Genomic DNA, 20,963 nt, shown 5'->3' on the forward strand with positions numbered 1-20,963 from the left:
GATAAAGAATGAAGCGAATTTTCTTAGGATTTGTATTATGTATAGCAATGTTTGGTTTGGTTGCTTGTAGTAGTTCAAATAGCAGTAATAACGGTGAAGATCAAAAGGATCCATCTGTTGCTGCTAAACAATCAAAGGGAAAAATTACAATTGGTGGAAAGGACTTTACAGAGCAATTATTATTGTCAAAGATTTCTTCCATCTACTTAAAAGAGAATGGCTTTGATGTGGAAGAAGCTAGCAATATGGGAAGTACTGTTGTACGTACAGCGCTAGAAAACGGACAAGTTGATCTTTATTGGGAATACACTGGAACAGCCCTAGTAATTTATCAAAAGCAAGAGGTTGAGACAGACCCTGATAAAACATATCAAACTGTTAAAGAAATAGATGAGGGAAATGGATTGGTTTGGTTAGATAAAGCAGAAGTTAATAATACGTATGCACTATTAATGCGTAAGGATTTAGCCGATGAATTAGGAATCAACACGATTTCTGATCTTGCAAACTATGTTAATCATGATGCAAATGCATTAAAATTTGCGTCTAATGCTGAATTTTATGCCCGGGAGGATGGATTAAAAGGATTAGAAAAAAAGTATGGATTTAAATTCCCTGCAAAAAACGTAACACGTATGGATACCGGGTTACTGTATAATGCCTTAAATGATAAACAAGTAGATGTTTCTGTAGGATTTGCTACAGACGGCCGTATTAAAGGCTTTAATTTAGTGGCATTGGAGGATGATCAATATTTCTTCCCGGCTTATAATGCTGCACCTGTTATTCGTAAGGAAGTGGTAAACGATGAACTATCAAAGCTGTTAAATGAATTGTCAGCTAAATTGAATACTGAGACAATGATGACTTTAAATTATCAAGTTGATGTTGAACATAAAGAAATAGCAGAAGTAGCACGTCAATGGTTGACTGAAAATGGCTTGGTTAAATAAATATCCTTATCCATATAGGAAGGGGTTCATTAATCAGCTGGTGCAGCTTTTGTAAATGGGGTATTGGCTAATGCTCTTGATTTAGATGATGGACATAGATTAACCAAGGGCCATCCTGGTGCTGTCATTATCCCTGCAGTATTAGCTGCAGCAGAAGATGGGAGAAAAAAAGAGTGTCTTGTTACTAGAAAATATTGAACATATTGAGGAATTAGATTCTATTAATGATCTATTAAAAATTATAAATGACTAAAATATTTTTTAATATTGGAGGATGTTAACATGAAAGAACGTCAAATTAGCTTTTATAGTGAAGGATATAAATTAGAAGGAACTGTTTATTTACCTGATGATTATGTAGAAGGAGAAAAAAGACCAGCAATTATTCCGAATTCAGGGTATAACGGTTTTAACGAATTTTATCCACGTTTGTTTGCAAGAAATTTAACAGAGGCAGGTTTTGTTTGTTTAGGCTTTGATTACCGTGGTTTTGCCAATAGTGAGGGAGAAAACGGACGTGTTATCTTAGATGAACAAGTTGAGGATATTATGAATGCCATTACATTCTTACAGGTACAACCGGAGGTTGACTCTGAACGAATTGGATTAATTGGCTGGGGAATGGGTGGATCAAATGTTGTTCGGGTTGCTGCAAAAGACAAACGAGTAAAAGCGGTTGCTGCTCTAAACGGCTTCTATGATGGCGAACGTTGGTTAAAATCAATTCATTCTTATGTAGAATGGATGGAAATTGTAAAAACTGTAGAACAAGACCGTATAACTCGTGTTACAACAGGAAAGTCGGAGCTTGCAGACCCATTTATCCATTATCCATTGGACCCTGCAACAGATGATTATGTTCAAAAGGAATTAGCGCCACTTTCACCTTTTGGAAAACAAACTCAGATTCAATTTACTGATTCCATTATGAATATGAATGCGGAAAAAGTAGCTAAGGAAATTTCACCTATACCATTATTCGTTGGTCATGGAAAAGACAATTTACTTCATCCATTAGAAGAGTCAAAGGGACTATATGAAGCTGCCCAAGAACCAAAACAATTTTATTTAATTGATGGTAAACATAATGACTTTATGTATCATGAACATCCTGTTTTTCAGTCTCTAACTAGTGAATTAACGCTGTTCTTCAACACAAACCTAAATTTTTTAGCGAATAAGGTTGAGATTGCTTAATCATTTTGACGCTTTTAATTTTTTAGTCTAGAACAACAAGCCTGTAGAGAAAGCAAATTTTTCTCTGCAGGCTTTTCATGTTTTAGAAAAATTTTGTTTTTTTGTAATAAAAGGTTACGTATAATTTTTTGAATTGTATTACAATAAATGTGAGGTAAAAGCAGACAAGGAAGTGAGTGCTATTGAAAAACAGAGAAATAGTTTATATTGTTTCAGATTCAGTCGGAGAAACAGCTGAGCTAGTAGTGAAAGCAGTGGCAACACAATTTAACCGTGGTTATGTCGAAATCAAACGGCAGACATATGTTGAAAGCTTTGAAGATATTGAAGATGTGTTGGCGATGGCGATACACGGTTCTGCGATTATTGCCTATACAATCGTTATACCAACCTTAAAAGAATACTTAGATAAAAGAGCAAAAGATATAGGCATTCATGCGGTTGATTTATTGAATCCACTAATGGAAGCCTTTATCAACAAGTTTAATCAACAACCGAAATATCAGCCTAAATTAATGCGAAAGCTCGATGACGATTATTTTCGAAAAATCGAAGCAATTGAATTTGCGGTTAAATATGACGATGGCCGTGACCCGCGCGGAATCTTGAACGCCGATATTATTTTGATTGGTGTTTCACGAACGTCAAAAACACCACTTTCCATGTATTTAGCACATAAACGCTATAAAGTCGCAAATGTTCCAATTGTTCCCGAGATCAAGCCCCCAGACGAATTATTTAAAATGCCAAGAAATAAATGTGTTGGGTTGATCATCTCACCTGATAAATTAAATGCTATTCGCAAAGAACGCCTGAAAAATCTTGGATTAAAGTCCGAGGCCAATTACGCAAGCTTTGAACGTATTCTAGAAGAACTCGATTATGCAGAGAAGATTATGAAACGGATTGGCTGTCCAATCATTAATGTGTCTGACAAAGCCATTGAAGAAACAGCTGACTATATTTTAGATATTCTAAAAAAAGAGAGGAGTTCGTAAGATGAAAAAGTACGTTTATCTGTTTAATGAAGGAAACGCAAGTATGAAAGAGCTTTTAGGAGGAAAAGGCGCCAATTTGGCAGAAATGACCAACATTGGCCTCCCTGTTCCTTCCGGATTTACAATTACGACTGAAGCTTGTAATGCCTATTATGATTCAGGCAAAGCGATTTCCCCTGAAGTGAAAGAGCAAATTTTAATTGCACTTGAGAAGCTTGAACAACATACAGACAAACGTCTTGGAGATCCAACGAACCCACTCTTAGTATCCGTTCGTTCAGGCGCTGTTTTCTCAATGCCTGGCATGATGGATACAATTCTTAATCTTGGTATGAACGATGAAACGGCCCGGGGAATGGCAGAATTAACGAATAATCCTCGTTTTGCCTATGACTCTTATCGTCGTTTCATTCAAATGTTTTCAGATGTAGTTCTTGGTGTTGATGTTTATTTCTTTGAACAATTGTTAGAAGAATATAGAGAGGAGAAAGGTTATTCATCTGACCCGGAACTAACGGCCGAGGATTGGCAGGAAGTTATTAAAGGCTATAAGGAAATTGTAAAAAAACGGACGAAAAAAGATTTTCCACAGGATCCGCGGGAACAGCTCTTTCTTTCTATTAATTCCGTATTTGATTCTTGGAATAACCAGCGGGCGATTGTGTACCGCCGTTTAAATAAAATTCCTGGCCATTTGGGAACAGCTGTTAATATACAAATGATGGTATTTGGAAATATGGGTGATGATTCCGGAACAGGCGTTGCCTTTACACGTAATCCATCTACTGGAGAGGCTGTCCTTTATGGTGAATACTTAATCAATGCCCAAGGGGAAGACGTTGTGGCAGGTATACGGACACCAAAACCGATCCTTACTCTAAAAGATGAAATGCCTACGGTGTATCAACAATTTGCTGATACATGCCATCATCTTGAACAGCATTATAAAGATATGCAGGATATTGAATTTACGGTTGAGCGGGGCAAGCTCTTTATCCTTCAAACCCGTACAGGTAAAAGAACGGCCCAAGCGGCGATTCGCATTGCTGTTGAAATGGTTGCGGAAGGAATTATAGATAAAAAGAATGCCATCTTGCGTGTTGACCCAGATCAATTAAATCAATTGCTTCACCGCCGTCTTGATGATAAAGTGGAGCGGAATCTGTTAGCTAAAGGCTTGCCTGCTTCACCAGGTGCTGCAACCGGTGGCGTTGTTTTTGATGCTGATGAAGCTGAAACCTTAGGTAATGAAGGGAAGAAAGTCATTCTTGTCCGTCCTGAAACAACTCCAGATGATATTCATGGTATTGTCGCTGCCCAAGCGGTTGTAACAAGCCGTGGCGGCATGACAAGCCATGCGGCTGTTGTTGCAAGGGGGATGGGAAAAGCCTGTATTTGTGGATGCGAGGACTTGAAAATAGATTTGAGCAAAAAGCAGTTTATTGTTGGCGATACGGTTGTGAATCATGGTGATGTGATCACAATTGATGGTGGTACTGGGGAAATTATGCTCGGTGAAATTCCGATGATTGAACCAGAGCTGTCAGATGAATTCAAGCTACTATTAGAATGGGCAGATGAAACAAGAAAATTAGGAGTTCGGGCCAATGCCGATAATCCTGTAGATGCCTTGAGGGCATTTGAATTTGGTGCCGGAGGAATCGGGCTATGCCGGACAGAGCATATGTTTATGGATCCAAAACGAATCCCGATTGTTCAAAAAATGATCCTTGCAGAAACATACGAAGAGCGTAAGGAAGCACTTGACCTGTTATTGCCGATGCAGCAAGGAGATTTTGAAGGCATTTTTGAAGCGATGCAAGGCTTACCTGTTACAATCCGTTTACTAGATCCGCCACTTCATGAATTCTTACCTGACAAAGAAGAGCTTCTAGTCGAAGTGACGAAATTACAAATTACGGACCCAGATAATGAAGAACTCCAATACAAAGAAAAGTTATTGAAAAAGGTAAATCAGTTGGCTGAATTCAATCCAATGCTAGGTCTCCGCGGCTGCCGTCTTGGTTTGATGCATCCGGAAATTTACGAAATGCAGGCAAAAGCAATTTTCTACGCAATTGCTACACTAAATGACAAAGGCTTACCAGTCAAGCCGGAAATTATGATTCCGCTTGTAGGGCATGTAAATGAATTAAAGGAAATGCGCGAGCTCGTCATCAATGCGGCAAATGAAGTGCAACAGGAAACGGGCAAGGAATTTAATTACCTTATTGGCACAATGATTGAAATCCCTCGGGCTGCCTTAACAGCAGATCAAATTGCGGAAGAAGCGGATTTCTTCTCATTCGGTACAAACGATTTAACCCAAACAACATTCGGTTTCAGCCGCGATGATGCAGAAGGGAAATTTTTACAAGCCTATATTAACCATAAAGTTCTGCCTGAAAATCCATTTGTCGTTCTTGACCAAGAAGGAGTCGGAAAGCTGGTGGAAACAGGAGTCAAATTAGGACGTCAAACCAATCCAACCTTAAAAACAGGTATTTGTGGTGAACATGGTGGCGAAAAACATTCCATTGAATTCTGTTACAATACCGGTTTGGACTATGTCAGTTGTTCACCATACCGTGTACCACTTGCACGACTTGCAGCGGCGCAGGCGACGATTAGAAATGATAAGATAATAGGAGAAGAAAAGATATAGGTTCAGAAATAAATAAAAAAAGAAGCTGGCTTCTAACTTGGGGGGCAGCTTCTTTTCTGGTTATATTTATATTTTTTGAGAATATAGTAATTGATTCTATTGTAGATTTTGGTATAATAAAAACATCGACAAGGAAAGCGCTTAACTTTTGTGTTTCCTTTTGATCTAATAATGTAAGTATATAATTATAAAATTAATCGTTTAAGGAATAAATTAAGGTATACATTATAAGGACAGCTAATCCAATAAGGTCCAAGTTTGTCACTGGTATAAAAATATCAGTTAAACAAGGAGAGAAAAAAATGAAGGTTACAATTTATGATGTTGCAAAAGAAGCTAATGTTTCAATAGCAACTGTTTCAAAAGTTATTAACAATACTGGACGTATAAGTGAAAAAACAAAAAAAAAGGTCCTAAATGTTATGAAAAAGTTAGACTACCAACCTAATATTATGGCATCTGCATTAATGGGAAAACAAACAAAAACAATTGGTCTACTTATACCGGATTTGGCTAACCCTTTTTTTGCAGAGTTGGCAAGGAGTATAGAAGATCGCGGACATGAGTTTGGATATAATCTTGTCATTTGTAGTACTGATTATAAGGAAGAAAAGGAAAATAAATATATTTCTTTATTAAAAAGAAAGAGTGTGGATGGCTTTATTTTAGCCTCTGGATTTGAAAATCTAGGTAAAGTCGAACAATTGGTAAAAGAGGATTTTCCAGTAGCAATCGTCGCACGTGATTTTCCAATGTTTCCAGTAAACACTGTGGCACTTGATGATTTTATGGGAGGCTATTTGGCGGCATCATATCTCATTGATCTAGGCCATGAAAATATTGGCATCATCGCTCGTGATGTCTGGAGTAATAGGGAGAGGATACGTGGTTTCAAGCAAGCCTTAGATGAAAATCAACTTACCTTTCCAACAGACTTTGAATATATTGAAAAAATGAGTCATATCATACAAGGAAAAAATATGACCATTAAATACCTAAAAAGCCTAAATCCTCCTACGGCAATATTTGCATGCAATGATTTGCTTGCCATAGGTGCTATCCAGGCAATAAAGGAAATGGGAATGAATGTGCCAGAACATGTATCAGTTATTGGCTTTGATAATACTATAATTGCAACTATTGTGGAACCACCATTAACAACAATTGCACAACCAATCCAAAACATGGGTAAAGAAGTAATGGACTTGATGATTTCTCAAATAAATGGGGAAAAAAAAGAAAAAATACGAGTAACACTTCACCCTTCGCTAATTGTCAGAGAATCAACGGGAAAATTTAATATTGTGAATTAATCAAATTTTCCCTGAATTTCTCTTTGAAATGTATTGACTTGTGCATAATATTTGAATAAAATTAAATAAAAGTAAGCGCTTAACACTTTTGTGAAGGGTTCAATATTGGATGTCTAGGAGAAAAATAGATTAAAACTTTTTTGTAGAAAGATGTATGAACTTCAATAAACTATGAGAATACCAAAAAATCTCTCGTGTTTTATTTTTTTAATTAAAAGGTAAGCGCTTTAGCACCGACCGAGGTATTCTCAGATGCAATAAGGATAGGAAGATTAATATTTTTTATTCTTTTGAGTAAGCGCTTAACAATACGTTTTAAGGAGTGTGGAAAATGAAAGCGTTGTTAAAAACGGAGAAAGGTGTAGGGAACGTTAATTTACTCGAAGTTCCTGAACCTGATTGTTCAAAAGACAAAGTAAAGGTGAATGTAGCCTTCACTGGAATCTGCGGAACTGATTTACATATTTTTCATGACACATTCAAAAGTTATCCTCCAGTTATCATGGGCCACGAATTTTCTGGAGTTGTAACTGATGTTGGAGAAGAAGTGGAAAACGTAAAGGTTGGGGATAGAGTTGCTATTCTTGGATCACATGCGGTCACTTGCAAAACATGCTATTACTGTAAAACTGGTTACTACATGTTCTGTGAATCCCGCCGTGGAATGGGTCATGGAGTTGACGGAAGTTTTACAAAACAAGTAATTGTTCGAGAGGATATGATTTATAAAGTACCAGAAAGTGTAAGTCTTGAAGAGGCTGCGTTATCAGAACCGCTTGCATGTGCTGTTCAAGCAATAGAAGAATTAACAGATATTAAGTTAGGGGATACAGTTCTTCTCTCTGGTCCTGGACCTATAGGATTATTATGTTTATCTCTTTTAACTCTAAAAGGTTGCAAAATTATCGTTGCTGGAACATCCCAAGATTTAACAAGATTAGAAATAGCCAAACAGCTTGGGGCAGATATTATTGTCAATATTAATGAAGTGAAATTGCAAGATGTTGTTATGAAAGAAACGAAAGGCAGAGGTGTTGATGTAACAATTGAATGTGCGGGAGTAGCAGCATCTATCAATAGTTGTCTTAATGCTCTAAAAAAACTTGGAAGGCATATCCAAGTAGGGATTGCGGGTAAAGAGGTTACGTTGGATTATGATACTATTTTATATAAACAAATTCAATTATTTGGCTCCCTTGCCCATTCGATGAAAACCTGGGACAGGGTTATGCAAATATTAGAACAGAAGAAAATCAATCTTGAACCAATTATTACACATAAGTTGCCACTATCACAATGGAAGGAAGCCTTTAATATGTGTGAAGAAAAGTCTTGTGGAAAGATATTGTTAACCTATGACAATTAATCATTGGCCTCCCTATTACAAACGCCATCGAAAGGAGAATTGTATGATAAATCTAAGATTTAGAGCTAATGAACAAAATGAAATTATAATCCCTAAAACGATGAAAGCAGCATATTTGCAAAAGCCTTTGGAAGTTAGTGTAGAAAACATTGAAGTACCAAGTGTAAAAGGGAAAGAAGTCCTAGTTAAGATGATGGCCATAGGAATTTGTGGATCAGATGTTCATTATTATGCTCACGGCCGCATCGGTAATAGACTTGTTCAATACCCTCATATTCAAGGTCATGAATGTGCTGGTATAGTTGTCGCTGCTGGGGACGAGGTTACTCGTTTTAAAATCGGAGACAGGGTGGCTATAGAGCCTGGTGTTGCTTGCCTGTCTTGCGATTATTGCAAAGAAGGGAGATACAATCTTTGCCCAGATGTACAATTTTTATCAACACCACCTGTAAAAGGTGCCTTTGTACAATATTTAAAACATCATGAGAACTTTCTTTTTGAAATACCTGATAGCCTGTCCTATGAAATTGCAACACTAGCAGAACCTTTATCAGTCGGTATTCATGCGGTGAGACGTGGCAATCTAAAACCTGGAGCTACTGTTTTAATTACCGGAATGGGTCCGGTTGGTTTAATGACGGTTATCGCTGCAAAGGCATTTGGGGCTACAGAAATTATTGTCAGTGATATGGAGCCATTAAGACTTGTAGCTGCGAAACGATTAGGTGCAACTAGAGCCATTAATTTCACAGAGGTAGATACAAATGATGTAGTTAATAATGTAACCTCAGGTCAAGGAGTCGACATGATAATCGAGACTTCAGGCAATGCAAAAGCACTGCAATCCGCTATTAATATGGTACGGAGAGGAGGAACGATCGTTGCAATCGGATTTCCAGCAATGGAGGAAGTACCTCTTAATGTAACAAAGATGCTACAAAATGAAATTGATTTATTTACAGTATACCGCTATACCAATACGTACCCATTGGCTATTAAGATACTAGAATCGATGGGCAATGAGATAGGGCATGTTATTACTGATCGATATTCATTAGAAGATATCAATGAAGCTATGAAACAAGCTCATACAAACAGAAGTGGGAGTTTAAAGGTGATGGTTTATCCGAACTAACTTTCATTTTTGGGAATTAGAGTTTTTGGGAAAACAAGATTAGATTTCTATTAAAAAGCTCTTCCAATATAAAAATTCAAGGGGGATATTAAATGAAGAAATTTCTTAAGATGACTACATTAGCAACAGCTTTATCACTGGCTTTAGTAGGATGTGGAAGTGAAGAAAAAACCGAGCAAGTGTCAGCAACACCTAAAACTGAAGATGCGAAACAAATCGTACTTGATTTAAGTATTCCGGAACCGGAGGGTGCCAAATTTGATATTGCAGCCCAAGCCTTCAGGGAAGAATTAGAAAAGTTAACTGATCACCAAATGACAGTTAAAGTTCATTACAATAATTCTCTTGGTGGGGAAAGAGAAGTATTTGAATTAATGGGAATGGGATCTTTAGATATGGCAATACAATCTGCAGGACCAATGGGAAACTGGGTTAAAGAGTTTAACATGTTTGACCTACCATTCTTGTTTGATAATAAGGATCACGCTCATGCTGTACTAGATGGTGAAATTGGCAACGAACTAGCCCAAAAATTTGAGCAAGCAGCAAATGTAAAGATTCTTGGCTGGGTTGAAAATGGATTTGTTGCAACTTCTTCAAATGGAGCTATAAACAGTGTTGAAGACGTTAAAGGAATGAAAATCCGTGTTCAGGAAAATGAACTGCAAATTGATGCATGGAAATCATATGGTGCGGATGCAACACCTATGGCTTGGACAGAAGTATTTACAGGATTACAGCAAGGTGTTATTGACGGTCACTCGAACTCATTAGCAACAATTCAATCATCTAAGATTTATGAAGTACAAAGCCACGTAGCACTGCTTGAAGACAGATTTTCACCAGGACCAATTTCTATTAGTAAGTCTGTATTTGATGGCTTAACGCCTGAACAGCAGGAAGCTGTCGTTAAAGCTGCTGAATATGCAGAGCCTATCGGTAGACAGGCAAATGATGATAAAATTGCTGAAGCTGCTAAGTTCATTACAGAGAATGGTGTTGAAATAACTGAACCAGATAAAGAGTCATTCAAAGCTAAAACAGCGGCAGTATATGAAAAATGGGCTCCAATAATCGGAGAGGAAATTATTGAAAAAGTAAAAAATACAAAGTACTAGAAATTCCAAGGAGAAGTTGCTCTGATAAAACACCATAACCCTCCAGTTGAACATATCTGGAGGGTTGGTACCAATCAGATAATTTCTTCAAATTAAGGAGTTTAATCTATGAAAAACATAACCTTGAAATATATCAAACTTGTCGATTTCCTAAATAAGATTTTTGGATATGCTTTAGCCTTTTCCATGGCTTTTATGTCAGTCATTATTTTTTGGCAGGTTTTTTCTCGCTATGTAGTAGGTTCATCCTTGGCATGGTCAGAAGAATTGTCACGATTCCTGATGATTTATATGGTTGCAATCGGATCTGCGCTTGCGCTTAGGGATGGAAAATTAATAGCGGTAGAAATAATTCCAGAAATATTAAAAGGCAAAGTGAAAAGAATTTTAATTATCCTTGTGCATTTGATTTCTATTGTATTCTATATTATTTTAATGATTTACGGTTTAAAGGTTGCTGAAAGTTTTGGTAATCAAATAGCACCAGGCACACATATTTCGATGTATTTTATTTATCTCTCGTTGCCAATTGGAGGATTATTACTTCTTCTAAATTCCGTTACTTGTATTTTGGAACAATTTATAGAAGGGAAGGAGTGAAAGAATGTTACCAGTATTTTTTATCTCTCTGATGATTTTTATTTTTTTGAGTGTACCAATTGCTTTCTCTCTAGGATTGTCCACAGTTTTAGGGGTTTGGATGCACGAGACTATGCCTATGGAAATTATTCCCCAAAGGATTTTTGTTTCCCTTAACTCATTTCCCTTGATGGCTATTCCATTCTTCATCCTTGCAGGTAACTTGATGGGGGTTGGAGGGATATCAAGGCGATTGGTGAATTTTGCTAGTTCACTTGTTGGTCATTTCACAGGAGGGCTTGCGATGGTTGCCATTGTTACCTCGATGTTTTTTGCGGCTATATCAGGATCTGGAGCAGCGACAACGGCTGCCATCGGTTCGATTCTAATTCCTGCCATGGTTGCAAGAGGATATCATATTGAGTATGCAGCTGCTAACCAGGCTGTTTCTGGTGCATTAGGAATTATTATACCACCGAGTATTGCTATGATTTTATATGGTGTTGCTGCTGAAGTCTCAATTGGCGATCTCTTTGTAGCAGGTATTATTCCAGGTCTATTAATTACTTTCTCTCTATTAGTTAGTGCCCTTATTATTGCAAAACGCCGTGGCTATAAGGGTGAGGAAAAGAAAGACTTTCCAACAATTATGAAGGCGTTTAAAGAAGCAATTTTAGCAATTTTAATGCCATTAATCGTTTTAGGAGGAATCTATTCAGGGGTCTTTACTCCAACTGAAGCAGCGGTTGTTGCTGTTGTTTATTCCTTTATTGTTGGGTTTGTTATTTATCGTGAAATTAGTTTTCAACAATTAGTTGAAACACTTAAGGATTCAGCAGTGAGCAGTGCGATAATCATGATTGTTATTGGAACTGCTGGGTTATTCGGTTTCTTTATTGGTATTAATAGCGTACCAGATCTTATTTACAGCACCATTTCTGAGTTTGTTACAGATAAATATACATTCTTAATTATCGTAAATATTATTCTTTTCATTGCAGGGATGTTCTTGGATGGGGGAGCAGCAATTTTAATCTTTGTTCCACTATTAATGGGGACTGCGTTGAATTTAGGAATTGATCCTGTTCATTTTGGAGTAATTATGGTTTGTAACTTAGCGATTGGCTTAGTTACCCCTCCCGTTGGGATTGATTTGTTTGTCGTTTCACAACTAACTAAGCTTTCTATTGTAAAAATAGCTCGAGCGGTCATCCCGTTGATATTAGTATTTATTCTTGATGTATTGATTATTACCTATGTCCCTGTACTTTCCACATGGTTACCATCTATTATGAAATAAGCAAATAACAAGATAAGATGATAAATATCTTATCTTAATTATTGTATCATTTTGGTAAAGCGCTTAACTAAAATCTAGGAGGAATTAAAAGTGAGCCAAATTCTTAATGATGAAAAATTATTTTTATTAAAGCAAAAGTCTTCTGAGGCTAGACGTCTAATTATTGAAACCGTATATCTCGCTAATGCAGGGCACATTGGTGGGCCGATGTCTGCTACCGATCTACTAGTTAGTTTGTATTTTAATGAAATGAATATCTCACCAGAGAATCCAGAGGGCGAAAACCGTGATCGCTTTGTTTTATCAAAAGGGCATTCTGCTATTGCACTCTATTCTGTGCTGGCGTTAAAAGGCTATTTCCCAGTTGAGGAATTAAAAACATTTGATTCTATTAATTCAAGACTTCAGGCCCACCCAGATATGAAAGCACTCCCGGGGCTTGATATGTCTACTGGCTCCTTAGGGCAAGGGATTTCAGCTGCGGTTGGAATGGCATTAGGTGCAAGGCTTCAAAATAAGGATTTTCGAACGTATTGCATCTTAGGTGATGGAGAATCACAAGAAGGGCAAGTATGGGAGGCGGCAGATATGGCTGTTAAATACAGTCTAGATAATCTTGTTGTTATCCTTGACTATAACAAACTTCAACAATTTGGCTGGGCTGGGGAAAATGGAAAAAGGCAAACTCCAATAGTTGAGCCAGAAAAACGTTGGGAAGCATTCGGATGGCATGTTATTAGCATAGATGGTCATAACTACCAAGAAATAAGCGAAGCATTCGCTAAAGCTCGTTCTACAACTGGAAAGCCAACCGTTATCATTGCAAATACTGTAAAAGGAAAAGGCGTTAGTTTTATGGAGAATGAATATTCATGGCATTCACGTGTTCCGACAGATGAAGAATTTAATAGTGCGATTCAAGAACTTAAAGAGGAGGCGGGGGTTTAAAATGAAAACTACACTATCCAAAGAAAAGGTTTCTATGAGAGATGGGTTTGCAAAGAAATTACTGCAATTGTCAATAGATGACAAAAAAGTATATGCACTTGATGGTGATTTAGCTACCTCTACGAAGACAGATATAGTAGCGATAAATAATCCAGAAAAGTTTTTACAGACTGGTATAGCGGAACAAAATATGATGAGTGTTGCTGCGGGTCTTGCTACAACCGGTTTACAGCCTTGGGCTACCACATTCGCCGCATTTCTTTCGAAGCGTGCAATCGATCAAATTCAGGTACAAGTTGCACAACCTAAATTAGATGTAAAAATGATTGGCGCATACAGTGGCTTACTAACTGGCTTGACAGGAAAAACTCATCAAGCCCTAGAGGATATTGCAATTTTCCGTTCGTTGGCAAATATGGTTGTGCTTGCACCAGCAGATAGTATTGAGGTGGAGAAGGCGATGGAAGCTGCTCATCAATATAACGGTCCAGTATACATTCGTTTGGCTCGTGATAATTATCCAATTATTTTTTCAGAGGATTATGAATTTCAAATTGGGAAAGCTATTACCTTAAAAGAAGGTAATGATATTACAATCATTTCAACTGGAACAGAAACAAGCCGTTCCATAGAAGCAGCTGAATTACTTGAAGTAGAAGGAATATCTGCTGCAGTAATCCACATGCCATCAATAAAACCAATTGATAAAGAGGCAATCGTTAAAGCGGCTGAAGAAACAGGTGTGATCGTTACAGCTGAAGAACACAGCATTTATGGTGGACTAGGTAGTGCAGTTGCTGAAGTTCTTGTTGAAGAGAGGCCTGTACCTATGCTTCGTGTAGGTGTAAAGGATCGAAATTCTGAGTCAGGTCCAAATGAAGAGATGCTAGAAAAATATGAAATCTCAACTAATCATATTATCAATGTCGTTAAAAAAGCATTGAAGAAGAAAAAATATTAGTAGAAAGAATAAGAAAAAAAGAATAGGAGAAAAGACATATGAATAGCAGTGTCGTAAAAGAAAAACTTTTTATAAATGGCCAATGGGTTGAAACAAAAAATACACAAAAAATCTATAATAAATATACTGGCGAACTTTTTGCAGAAGTGTGTGTTGCAGATGAGAGTTTAGTAGATCAAGCGATTGGGGCAGCAGTACATGCATATAAGCAAACTGTTTTTGCACCTGATTACCGCTATACAGTTTTAATGCGAACAGCGGAACTATTAAAAGAAAATATTGAGGAATTTGCAAGAATAATTGCTCAAGAAGGCGGGAAACCAATTACTGATGCTAAAGCTGAAGTAAATCGATCAGTTTCTACTATTCAAATGGCTGCAGACGAAACGAAAAAACTCGTGGGTGAAATTATTCCAAATTATAACCACCAAGGTCGGTTCCTTTACACAGTTAAGAAACCAATTGGTGTAATTGCTGCCATAACACCTTTTAACTTTCCATTAAACCTTGTAGTGCATAAAGTTGCACCTGCCTTAGCAGCTGGAAATCCAGTTATATTAAAGCCCGCTTCTACAACGGCAACGATTGCTGTTAAGTTATGTGAATTGTTAGAGAAGGCTGGGGTACCAAAAGGCTACGTGCAATGTGTAGTTGGTAGTGGCAGTACAGTGGGTGAGCAGTTACTTAAAGATGAACGAATTGCCCACTATACTTTCACAGGGTCACCTGAAGTAGGGAAACATATTAACCGAACAATTGGACTAAGAAAGGCGACATTAGAGCTTGGTTCAAACTCAGCTACGATTGTTCATAGTGATGCAGATGTTGAAAAGGCTGCTTCAAAACTTGCAAAAATGGCGTTTGCTCATGCGGGTCAAATATGTATTTCTGTCCAACGAATTTTTGTTCAAGAGTCTGTTAAAGAGAAATTTATGGAGAAATTTTTACATGAAGTTTCTTTATTAAAAGTAGGAGATCCATTAAATCCTGAAACTAATGTAGGTCCGATGATTAGTGAAAAAGAAGCGGAACGTATTGAACTATGGGTGAAGGAGGCATTAGATGGCGGTGCCGAAATATTATCAGGTGGTAAACGCGAGAAGAACGTTTACTATCCTACTGTAATTACAAATGCCAGAAAAGGAATGAAGGTTGTTGACGAGGAAGCATTTGCTCCTATTGTTGTTGTCTCAACCTATGAAACTATTAATGAGGCAATAGAGCTTGTTAATGATTCTAAATATGGACTTCAGGCAGGTATTTATACCTCTGATTTAAATTTATCCTACAAAATTCCTTATCTGCTTGAGGTTGGAGGTATCATTGTGAATGATACCTGCTGCTTTCGTACAGACCAAATGCCTTATGGCGGTGTAAAAGAAAGCGGAAATGGTAAAGAGGGTCCATCCTACGCGATTCAAGAACTAGTTGAAACTGTTACAGTAGTAGTGAATTTGGAAGGGTAAAATTCCTTTTTAACAACATACAATTATTAAAAGAGAGAGATGGTTAGATGAAGATATATAAAATTGCCGTCATTGCAGGAGATGGAATTGGCCCAGAAGTGGTTGACGAAGGAATAAAAGTAATGAAAAAGGTCGCAGAATTAGATGACAGGTTTCAGTTCGAATTTACGTACTTTCCATGGGGCTGTGAATATTATTCAAAATATAACAAAATGATGGATGAGGACGGTCTTGAGAAACTAAAGAATTTTGATGCTATTTATTTAGGGGCTGTGGGCTTCCCAGGAGTGCCGGATCATATTTCTCTTTGGGACCTGCTGCTGCGAATTCGCAAAGAATTTGATCAATATGTTAATATTCGTCCAATTAAATTATTAAACGGTGCTCCATGTCCTTTAGTTGATGGCAGTAGGGATACAATTGATATGTTGTTTATTCGTGAAAATAGTGAAGGCGAGTATGCTGGTGCGGGCGACTGGCTATTCAAGGGGAAACCGGAAGAGGTAGTGTTACAAACTGGTGTGTTTTCACGTAAAGGGACAGAACGAATTATTCGTTATGCCTTTGAAATTGCTTCGAAAGAAGAAAAAACTTTAACAAGCATTAGTAAAGGAAATGCTCTGAATTATTCAATGGTATTTTGGGATGAAGTGTTTAACGAGGTAAAAGAGGAATATCCAGATGTGAAGACGTACTCTTATTTAGTAGATGCAGCAGCAATGCTCATGGTAAAAGATCCTGGCCGCTTTGAAGTTGTTGTAACTTCTAATTTATTTGGAGATATCTTAACGGATCTTGGTGCAGCCCTTGCAGGTGGAATGGGATTGGCCGCTGGTGCAAATATCAATCCGGAAAGATCATATCCATCGATGTTTGAACCAATCCATGGATCAGCCCCTGATATTGCAGGCAAAGGGATTGCCAATCCACTTGCTGCGATTTGGTCCGTCAGCCAAATATTTGACTTTTTAGGTTACGAAGAAATCGGAGAAAGAATTCTAAAAGCTATTGAATTTCTAGTGGAAGAGAGTGCGGTACTTACTCCGGACCTAGGTGGTATCGCATCGACAGCAGAAGTAGGAGACCGTGTTGTTGAGATATTAAATCAAAATGTACAGCAAGTGATTTAATTAGTAGGGAGATTTAATCTCCCTATATAGTTTTATCTATAATTAGCAGGATTAATGATGGAAGATATTGAGGTACCAAAGCATGAAAGCTGGGAGTATATGAGAAAGCAACTGCTATATGTACAATTGTTATTTGTGATGATGGTATGGGGATTTAATGTTATTGCTATTAAAATTATTGTAGAGCAATTTTTTGCAGTTACGATTACTTCTCTACGAATCTTCTTAGCTGCTATTGTTGTATGGCTATTGTTACGGATACAAAAGAAAATTCGATTGCCGCAAAAAAGAGAGATCTTATTTATTTTAGTGGCAATGTTCGTAGGAATTGTGGGCCACCACTACTTTTTGTCCGTTGGATTAACAGGAACTACTGCAGCAAATGCAGGGTTAATTTTTGGAATTGTCCCCTTATTAACATCAATACTTGCAGCATTGATGTTGAAGGAACGACTAACATTTATAAGAATAATAGGAATTATTATTGGGATAATAGGTGTTTCTATCATTGTTTTAGCAGGAAATCAAGGAATTCATTTAAGTTACGGTGATATATACATCTTCATTGCCGTTATTTTTCAAGCGATAAGTTTCATTTATATTAAAAAAGCAACAGAAACAATGGATGCGGTTTTAACAACAGCCTACATGCTTATTATGGGATCGTTTTTCCTGTTTGTGATCAGTTTTATAATAGAACCAGAGGGATTAAGTAGTTTGAAAAATGGAACAGTTTTAGGATGGAGTGTTTTTCTGGGTTCTGCAATTATTGCCACTGCTCTCGGACAAATACTTTATAACCACGCAATTCAATATATTGGGGCAGGTAAAACAGCCGTTTTTCTAAATATACCACCTTTCTTTTCATTAGTAGGATCGTACCTATTTTTGGGAGAACTTATCAGTTTATCACATATTTTTGGATTTATTTTGATCGTTGGTAGTGTTATTTTAGGCTCTGGTTTAGCAGACTATTATATTTACAAGCGGACACATCCAATGATCACAGGAAAAGGCTGATTTTTTTGTTGCATAGTAACATAAGAAAGATTGGTGGTAATCATGAAGAAGATTGCGGTCTTAACGAGTGGCGGCGATGCACCCGGTATGAATGCTGCCATTCGTGCAGTTGTAAGACGCGGAATTTATTGTGGACTTGAGGTTTATGGTGTAAGACATGGATATGAGGGTTTAATAAATGGAGACTTTCAAAAGATGGACCTTGGAAGTGTTGGTGATATTATACACCGTGGTGGCACTATATTAAGAAGTGCTCGAAGTGAATTATTCAAAACAGTCGAAGGACAACATCTTGCTTTAAAGTCGTTAAATAAAGTGGATATTGAAGGTTTAATTGTAATTGGGGGAGATGGATCGTTTAAAGGTGCAGGGAAATTAGTAGAACAGGGTTTTCCTACAATCGGTATCCCCGGAACAATTGATAATGATATTGCGGGAACCGAGTATTCGATTGGATTTGACACAGCTGTTAATACCGTTATGGAGGCAATTGATAAAATAAGAGACACTGCTTATTCACATGAACGTATTTGCATTATTGAAGTGATGGGACGAGAGGCAGGAGATATTGCTTTGTGGTCGGGTTTATGTTCTGGTGCTGAATCAATAATAATTCCGGAAGCCCCTCAAAATGTTGAGGATATTATTATTCGTATTCAACAAGGTCAAAAACGAGGAAAAATGCATAGCATTATTGTTGTTGCTGAAGGTGTATGCAGTGGTGAAGATCTTAAAACAATCATAAAGGAAAAGTTTAATCTTGAAACAAGGGTTATTGTCCTTGGGCATCTTCAACGCGGAGGGTCACCAACTGCTTATGACAGAATGATGGCCAGTCGAATGGGAGCCAAAGCAGTTGACATGTTAGTTGATGGTGAAAAAGGGGTAATGGTTGGGTGGAGAAAATGCCAATTAGTCCATGTCCCTTTTGATAAAGCATATGAAGATAAGCATAAAGTAAATATGGCTGACTTTTATTTAGCACGAAGTTTATCTATATAAGGTATTTCTAGGAGGAATTCATTATGGCACTAGTTTCAATGAAAGAAATGTTAGATAAAGCATTAAAAGAAAAATATGCTGTTGGTCAGTTTAATATAAATAATTTGGAATGGACGCAAGCAATTTTAGGCGCGGCTGAGGAAGAGAAATCACCAGTGATTTTAGGGGTTTCGGAAGGGGCCGCTCGTTATATGGGTGGCTTCAGCGTTGTAACCGCAATGGTTAAAGCTCTTATTGAAGAAATGGAAATTTCGGTACCAGTTGCAATTCATTTGGATCACGGATCAAGCTTTGAAAAATGCAAGGCCGCCATAGATGCGGGATTTACATCTGTTATGATCGATGCATCCCATCATTCTTTTGAAGAAAACGTAAAAATAACAAAGCAAGTTGTAGAGTATGCCCATGAAAGAGGGGTTTCAGTAGAAGCGGAATTAGGAACTGTAGGTGGCCAAGAGGACGATGTAGTCGCCGATGGTGTAATTTACGCGGATCCGAAGGAATGTGAGGAATTAGTAAGACTAACAGGAATTGACTGTTTAGCACCAGCTTTAGGCTCTGTTCATGGACCTTATAAAGGTGAGCCCAAATTAGGCTTTGAAGAAATGGAAGAGATATGTACAATGATTGGATTGCCATTAGTATTACATGGTGGAACGGGGATTCCAACTGAACAAATTAAGAAATCAATATCATTAGGGACGTCAAAAATTAATGTGAATACAGAAAATCAAATTGAATTCACAAAAGTTGTTCGTGAAATACTAAATACTGATTCAAAAGTGTATGATCCTCGAAAGTTTATTGGACCAGGACGGGAAGCGATAAAAGAAACGGTAATCGTTAAAATACGTGAATTTGGTTCTTCAGGAAAGGCTCTATAGGTATTCAAAATCAATCTTTTTATTATCTACAATTTCACAAAATCGTAATATCCTAAACCAAAATTGTCAATCGGTACAAAAATCGATTGGCTTTTTTGTTTTTTATGACCGTATGAAACAAAAAACAATGAATCTATAATGAAACTATAAATCAAATGTGAATCTATTCACAATTAAACAAACCAAGATTTCGAACGAAAGCTGAAAATTGGAGGTGTAAGAAATGCAGATGATAGATCAAAAAGTTGATACTCAGCTTGATACCGAACAAATTGAAATACACATGGCAAGAAAAAGTTTTTATCAACTATTTCATTTATTACTGTCAAAACCATTCACGCTTGAAACGTATAAAGAAATTCAGGAGGGAGGTAACATTGAGGGTTTACTAGATTTGGATCAAGGTGGAAAGCTGCTATATGACTTCTTCAAATCTGAACATATAGAGGAATCATTACAATTGGCAAGAGACGACTATTTCCGGTTATTTATCGGACCGTATTCATTGCCTGCCCCACCTTGGGAATCTGTTTATAGAGGGAAGGAACACGCTTTATTCGATTTTCCGACCTTTGAAGTAAGACAGCTATTTCAGCAATTTGGTCTTGAAATTGAAAAAAAACCAAACCAACATGTCGAGGCGGAAGACCATATCGCGTTTGAACTAGAATTTATGATTCTTTTAATAGAAAAAACACTTCAAGAGAAAAACGAAAAAACAAGAAGAACTCTATTAATGGGGCAAAAAGATATGGTTGATAAACATCTGGCATTATGGATGCCGCAATTTACAGGGGATATAAAAAATAATGCAAGCTCAACTTTATTTTTAGGAATTGCAGATTTGTTGGATGGCTTTATTAAGTTTGATTCACAGGTTCTAAATGAGTTACTTTCATAAATTAGGTTTTTATTAAGGAGGTAGGTT

Annotated in this window: 18 protein-coding genes and 1 pseudogene; all 19 read left to right on the plus strand. The window is 37.2% G+C overall.

What is annotated here, in order from left to right; genetic code table 11:
- Window positions 1–8 precede the first annotated feature (8 nt).
- The 19 genes and pseudogenes from BAZO_RS18050 (at window position 9) to BAZO_RS18135 (ending at window position 20,936) form a co-directional block, all read left to right on the plus strand.
- Window positions 9–953, plus strand: a complete 945-nt coding sequence (locus tag BAZO_RS18050; RefSeq protein WP_003332868.1) for a glycine betaine ABC transporter substrate-binding protein — start codon at window positions 9–11, stop codon at window positions 951–953.
- A gap of 51 nt (window positions 954–1,004) precedes the next feature.
- Window positions 1,005–1,151, plus strand: a pseudogene (locus BAZO_RS21925) (MmgE/PrpD family protein); the annotation flags it as partial.
- Window positions 1,152–1,235: 84 nt separating this feature from the next.
- Window positions 1,236–2,150 carry an alpha/beta hydrolase gene (locus BAZO_RS18055; protein ID WP_003332870.1) on the plus strand — a complete coding sequence of 305 codons (915 nt, stop codon included), beginning with the start codon at window positions 1,236–1,238 and terminating at the stop codon, window positions 2,148–2,150.
- A gap of 182 nt (window positions 2,151–2,332) precedes the next feature.
- On the plus strand, window positions 2,333–3,148 hold the full coding sequence (locus BAZO_RS18060) for a pyruvate, water dikinase regulatory protein (protein ID WP_003332871.1): 816 nt from the start codon (window positions 2,333–2,335) through the stop codon (window positions 3,146–3,148).
- A 1-nt stretch (window position 3,149) separates the two neighbouring features.
- Window positions 3,150–5,813, plus strand: a complete 2,664-nt coding sequence (gene ppdK, locus BAZO_RS18065) for a pyruvate, phosphate dikinase (RefSeq protein ID WP_003332872.1) — start codon at window positions 3,150–3,152, stop codon at window positions 5,811–5,813.
- 302 nt (window positions 5,814–6,115) lie between these two features.
- A complete protein-coding gene (locus tag BAZO_RS18070; RefSeq protein WP_003332873.1) occupies window positions 6,116–7,126 on the plus strand; it encodes a LacI family DNA-binding transcriptional regulator in 1,011 nt (336 codons plus the stop codon).
- A gap of 331 nt (window positions 7,127–7,457) precedes the next feature.
- Window positions 7,458–8,492 carry a zinc-dependent alcohol dehydrogenase gene (locus tag BAZO_RS18075; protein WP_003332874.1) on the plus strand — a complete coding sequence of 345 codons (1,035 nt, stop codon included), beginning with the start codon at window positions 7,458–7,460 and terminating at the stop codon, window positions 8,490–8,492.
- 43 nt (window positions 8,493–8,535) lie between these two features.
- The gene (locus tag BAZO_RS18080) at window positions 8,536–9,627 is read left to right on the plus strand and encodes an NAD(P)-dependent alcohol dehydrogenase (RefSeq protein ID WP_003332876.1); all 1,092 of its coding nucleotides are present in this window, start codon (window positions 8,536–8,538) and stop codon (window positions 9,625–9,627) included.
- Between the two features lie 92 nt (window positions 9,628–9,719).
- Window positions 9,720–10,745 carry a TRAP transporter substrate-binding protein gene (locus BAZO_RS18085; protein ID WP_003332877.1) on the plus strand — a complete coding sequence of 342 codons (1,026 nt, stop codon included), beginning with the start codon at window positions 9,720–9,722 and terminating at the stop codon, window positions 10,743–10,745.
- Window positions 10,746–10,853: 108 nt separating this feature from the next.
- Window positions 10,854–11,345 (plus strand): TRAP transporter small permease, encoded by a 492-nt coding sequence (locus BAZO_RS18090; RefSeq protein ID WP_003332878.1) that lies wholly within the window; start codon window positions 10,854–10,856, stop codon window positions 11,343–11,345.
- 4 nt (window positions 11,346–11,349) lie between these two features.
- Window positions 11,350–12,624, plus strand: coding sequence for a TRAP transporter large permease (locus BAZO_RS18095; RefSeq protein WP_003332879.1), 1,275 nt, complete (start codon window positions 11,350–11,352; stop codon window positions 12,622–12,624).
- Window positions 12,625–12,714: 90 nt separating this feature from the next.
- Window positions 12,715–13,572, plus strand: coding sequence for a transketolase (locus BAZO_RS18100; RefSeq protein ID WP_003332880.1), 858 nt, complete (start codon window positions 12,715–12,717; stop codon window positions 13,570–13,572).
- A 1-nt stretch (window position 13,573) separates the two neighbouring features.
- On the plus strand, window positions 13,574–14,533 hold the full coding sequence (locus BAZO_RS18105) for a transketolase family protein (protein ID WP_003332881.1): 960 nt from the start codon (window positions 13,574–13,576) through the stop codon (window positions 14,531–14,533).
- A 38-nt stretch (window positions 14,534–14,571) separates the two neighbouring features.
- On the plus strand, window positions 14,572–15,999 hold the full coding sequence (locus BAZO_RS18110) for an aldehyde dehydrogenase family protein (protein ID WP_003332882.1): 1,428 nt from the start codon (window positions 14,572–14,574) through the stop codon (window positions 15,997–15,999).
- Between the two features lie 47 nt (window positions 16,000–16,046).
- Complete coding sequence (locus BAZO_RS18115; protein WP_003332883.1) at window positions 16,047–17,129, plus strand: tartrate dehydrogenase; 1,083 nt, start codon at window positions 16,047–16,049, stop codon at window positions 17,127–17,129.
- A gap of 57 nt (window positions 17,130–17,186) precedes the next feature.
- Complete coding sequence (locus BAZO_RS18120) at window positions 17,187–18,149, plus strand: DMT family transporter (RefSeq protein WP_003332884.1); 963 nt, start codon at window positions 17,187–17,189, stop codon at window positions 18,147–18,149.
- 42 nt (window positions 18,150–18,191) lie between these two features.
- Window positions 18,192–19,151 carry a 6-phosphofructokinase gene (pfkA, locus tag BAZO_RS18125; RefSeq protein WP_003332886.1) on the plus strand — a complete coding sequence of 320 codons (960 nt, stop codon included), beginning with the start codon at window positions 18,192–18,194 and terminating at the stop codon, window positions 19,149–19,151.
- 23 nt (window positions 19,152–19,174) lie between these two features.
- Entirely contained in the window at window positions 19,175–20,035 is an 861-nt protein-coding gene (locus BAZO_RS18130; RefSeq protein ID WP_003332887.1) for a class II fructose-bisphosphate aldolase, read from the plus strand.
- 223 nt (window positions 20,036–20,258) lie between these two features.
- Window positions 20,259–20,936 carry a TorD/DmsD family molecular chaperone gene (locus BAZO_RS18135; protein ID WP_003332888.1) on the plus strand — a complete coding sequence of 226 codons (678 nt, stop codon included), beginning with the start codon at window positions 20,259–20,261 and terminating at the stop codon, window positions 20,934–20,936.
- Window positions 20,937–20,963: the final 27 nt, after the last annotated feature.

It is taken from the genome of Schinkia azotoformans LMG 9581, assembly GCF_000307855.1.
In the GTDB taxonomy this organism is placed as follows: domain Bacteria; phylum Bacillota; class Bacilli; order Bacillales; family Bacillaceae_J; genus Schinkia; species Schinkia azotoformans.